Annotated in this window: 4 protein-coding genes; 2 read left to right on the forward strand and 2 right to left on the reverse strand. The window is 64.9% G+C overall.

Annotated features, from left to right (window positions below; translation table 11 throughout):
• The coding region (locus QZ266_RS12910) for a GFA family protein (protein ID WP_295695808.1) at window positions 1-235 on the reverse strand (235 nt) is incomplete at its 3' end.
• A 245-nt stretch (window positions 236-480) separates the two neighbouring features.
• Between QZ266_RS12910 and QZ266_RS12915 the strand changes: the two genes are divergently transcribed.
• Entirely contained in the window at window positions 481-975 is a 495-nt protein-coding gene (locus QZ266_RS12915; RefSeq protein WP_295695810.1) for a helix-turn-helix domain-containing protein, read from the forward strand.
• 117 nt (window positions 976-1,092) lie between these two features.
• On the opposite strand, the gene QZ266_RS12920 is transcribed toward QZ266_RS12915, so the two are convergent.
• Window positions 1,093-1,539: a hypothetical protein gene (locus QZ266_RS12920; protein WP_295695812.1), complete on the reverse strand. Its 447-nt coding sequence runs from the start codon at window positions 1,537-1,539 to the stop codon at window positions 1,093-1,095.
• 212 nt (window positions 1,540-1,751) lie between these two features.
• Here QZ266_RS12920 and QZ266_RS12925 point away from each other — a divergent pair, with 212 nt between their 5' ends.
• Window positions 1,752-3,047, forward strand: coding sequence for a S41 family peptidase (locus tag QZ266_RS12925; RefSeq protein WP_295695814.1), 1,296 nt, complete (start codon window positions 1,752-1,754; stop codon window positions 3,045-3,047).
• Window positions 3,048-3,137: the final 90 nt, after the last annotated feature.

Raw genomic sequence — 3,137 nt, forward strand, 5'->3', positions numbered from 1 at the left:
AACGCCAGATATCGTGCGGCTTGCCACTGCCCGTTTTCTGCTCATGCCTGACGGGTTCGCCGGCAACCAGCTCGACCTCGGACCGCTCGATCAGCGCGTTGATGGCATAGGGACCGCCAGTCTGTTTGCGACAGTCGCGACAATGGCAGGCATGCACGATCATCGGATCACGGCGCAGGCGGTATTGAACCGCGCCGCAAAAGCAGGAGCCGGTGTGGCCCGTTTCGTCGGTCATGGGGCTGTCCTCGGTTGTGCCGGGCCGACTGTGCGGCTCTGCGGAACCGCTGTCCAGCCAAGTCCGGATGGCCGAGTCCGGATGGCCGGGTCCGGCTATGGGGTCATGACAGTGGCATTGCGCAAACCGGCTGCACTTGTCACCTTCCTGTCGCCTGCGTGTCGTGGGCGACAGGGCGTCCGGCGGCTAGAAACCGCCCTGCAATAAGGCCTTCACGGGCCTGGCCGAGACAAGAGAGCTAGCTGATGGGACTGAAATCGCTGCGCCTCGAAAAGGGCTGGTCACAGGAACAACTCGCCACGATCAGTGGATTGAGTGACCGCACGATCCAGCGCGCCGAACGCGGCGAGACACCCAGCCTGGAAACCGTGCGGGCGCTGGCCGCCAGTTTCGACCTCTCTTCGGCGCAATTGCGTGATCTGATTGAAACGCCAGAGGAGACTGCCGACATGGCCGCCAACGACACGACACCCATCCCGACCGCCGACGCCACCGCACCGGCCGCCCAACCGCTCATCACCCACGAATGGAAGCGGGTCCTGCTCGGCGCCGCCGTGTATGTGGCGGTCATGACCTGGCTTGCCCTGATGCAGACATTCGCCGGCTGGGACCCGGAGCTGCTGCCCTTCATCGCGCTCCTGGGCGGTGGTTTTATCGCCACGCTCGCCTTTGTGGCGCTGGGCGGTGCGGAGGAAAAGAAGGCCGGATCCGACACAGACGGGCACGACCCGACCGATTGATCGGCTGGCGGGGATCCCCGTTCAGCGGCTCAATAACCCGCTGGCAGGTGGAAAGACACCTCGCCGACCCGCTTCCAGTCCCGGGAATCGTCATAGCCGTCGGACCCGCCGACGCCGTCAATCGTCATAACCGCCGACCGCACCTTCGCGGATCAGATTGCGAATCTGTTCCGAGAGCCAGCAATCCCCGTCCGGCACGGCATCGACCGGGCCTTGTGTATAGGCCGGCCAGGCCGCGCAATGCTGGCTGGGTTCGTCCGCCCACTCGACCGTCACACCGCCATCGCCATCCTGCGACCAGCCAGCCACATAGGATGGACCGACATCCTGTTCAGGCCGCCCGTCATTGAAGATATAGGTGGTCTGCTGCATCACCGATCCATCCGGCTCGAACGTATAGTGCTGGGCGATGGTGGCCGATGTGTCGACCAGCTCCCAGAAAAAGGCTTGCCCGGCCGGCGAGCCTTCCGCGAGGGCTGCGCCACCGGCCCCGACAGCCACCAATCCACAACAAGACAGCGCACACACCACCCGCTTGAGGTTCACTCTTGTCCGCGCACTCATCCAGCTCTCTCCCGTTCTGACAATCGCCGGGCACGCTAGCGGACGGGCATGAATGGACCGTAAGTGGCCGACAAGAAGCTGGCGCGGCCGTCCGGCAAACCGCGGCCCGGGACGATGGCGGGACAGACGTACAGTGTTTCCCCCCAACACACCTGCATCCGGGGCGATGACGGCCGGCATCAACCACATGTTCAATGCTCAAAGGATCGACCATGTCTCAGTCACTTTTCCTACAGGCCGTATTGGCAGCCGGCAGCGCGCTCTCGCTCGCCTCGGCTGCCACAGCCCAGCTTCCGGCCGAGGGGACCTATACCTTCACCCTGAGCTCGGTCCATTACGGCACCCTGCAAGGTCAGCTGAGCCTCGAAGCCTCGGACGGCGGACTTCGCGCCGGCAATGACCAGTATGGTTTTGCCTTCGACGAGACGGGTGCCGGCACTCTGACCTTCGCCGACGGCCGACAGCATGACGCGCAACTGGTCAGCGGAGCGGAGGGTCCGGTCATCGTGACGGCCAGCGGCCTGCTGCGCGGCGAGTGGCGGCTGGAGGCGCAGGCGCCGGCCCCGGAGCGCGACTATTCCGCCATTGCCGGTGTGATGGAGCAGATCTCGACCGCCTGGATCTATGATCCGAGACTGATGCAGACGCCGGAATTCAACGCGTTCCGGCAAGGCTTCAATGCCTGTATCGACACGGTGTCCGATGATGCCGGCCTCATCTACTGCTTTGACCGGAACTGGGATGGCTCGCTCTTCTCCCATTATGAAATTCTGCGACCGCTCAACACGATGGAAGGCCTGCTCGACGAAGCCGACGCTGCCGCCGAGGACCGTCCGGTCGCCCGCCACGAAGCTGTGGAACCGGGCATCGCCCTGGTCACCATTGACAGTTTTTTCGGCATCGCGATCGAGGCGCAGATCGATGCGGCCATGAGTGCAGCCATCGAGTCCGGCGCCCACAGTCTGATTGTCGACCTGCGCGAGAACGGGGGCGGCACGGCCGCAGCCATCCCGGTTGCCGCGCGTATCCTGGAGGAGCGCCAGGTGCTTGGGACGTTCATTGCCAATGCCTGGTGGCGCGACAACGAGACCCTGCCCGGCAATGAGCTGCTGGAGGTCCGGCCGGTCTTGAATGGCCGCTCGCAACAGGAAGTCATGGGCGAACTGGTCACCACGGGCTACACCGCCGCATCGCTCGATCCGGCCGAAACCGTATTCGACGGGGATGTTTACGTGCTGATCAGCGAGCGCACGGCCAGCGCGTCGGAAGCCTTGGTCGGCATGATCAAGATGTCGGGTCGCGCCACGCTGATCGGCGAGACCACGGCCGGGGAAATGCTGTCGAGCAATTTCTTCCCCCTGCCCTCCGACTTCTCGCTGCGCCTGCCGGTCGCCGACTTCTACCTCAGCGATGGCGCCCGCATCGACGGCAATGGTGTGACGCCGGACATCGAAACCGCCGCCGAGGACGCCCTCGAGCGCGCCCTGGCCGAAGCCCGGGCTCGCTAGGATAGTGGCAGGGGCGGGGCTGGGGCTGGGCGCGAGGACCTGCCTCGCCTCACGCCTCCCCTGCGTCCAGTTCGGCCCTTGCGTCAGCAC

Source organism: uncultured Maricaulis sp., assembly GCF_905480005.1.
Taxonomy (GTDB): domain Bacteria; phylum Pseudomonadota; class Alphaproteobacteria; order Caulobacterales; family Maricaulaceae; genus Maricaulis.

What these genes read in the sequence shown, in the direction of transcription:
- QZ266_RS12915 (WP_295695810.1), top strand. Translation starts at nt 481, where the DNA reads ATGGGACTGAAATCGCTGCGCCTCGAAAAGGGCTGGTCACAGGAACAA.
- QZ266_RS12920 (WP_295695812.1), bottom strand. Translation starts at nt 1,539, where the DNA reads ATGAGTGCGCGGACAAGAGTGAACCTCAAGCGGGTGGTGTGTGCGCTG.
- QZ266_RS12925 (WP_295695814.1), top strand. Translation starts at nt 1,752, where the DNA reads ATGTCTCAGTCACTTTTCCTACAGGCCGTATTGGCAGCCGGCAGCGCG.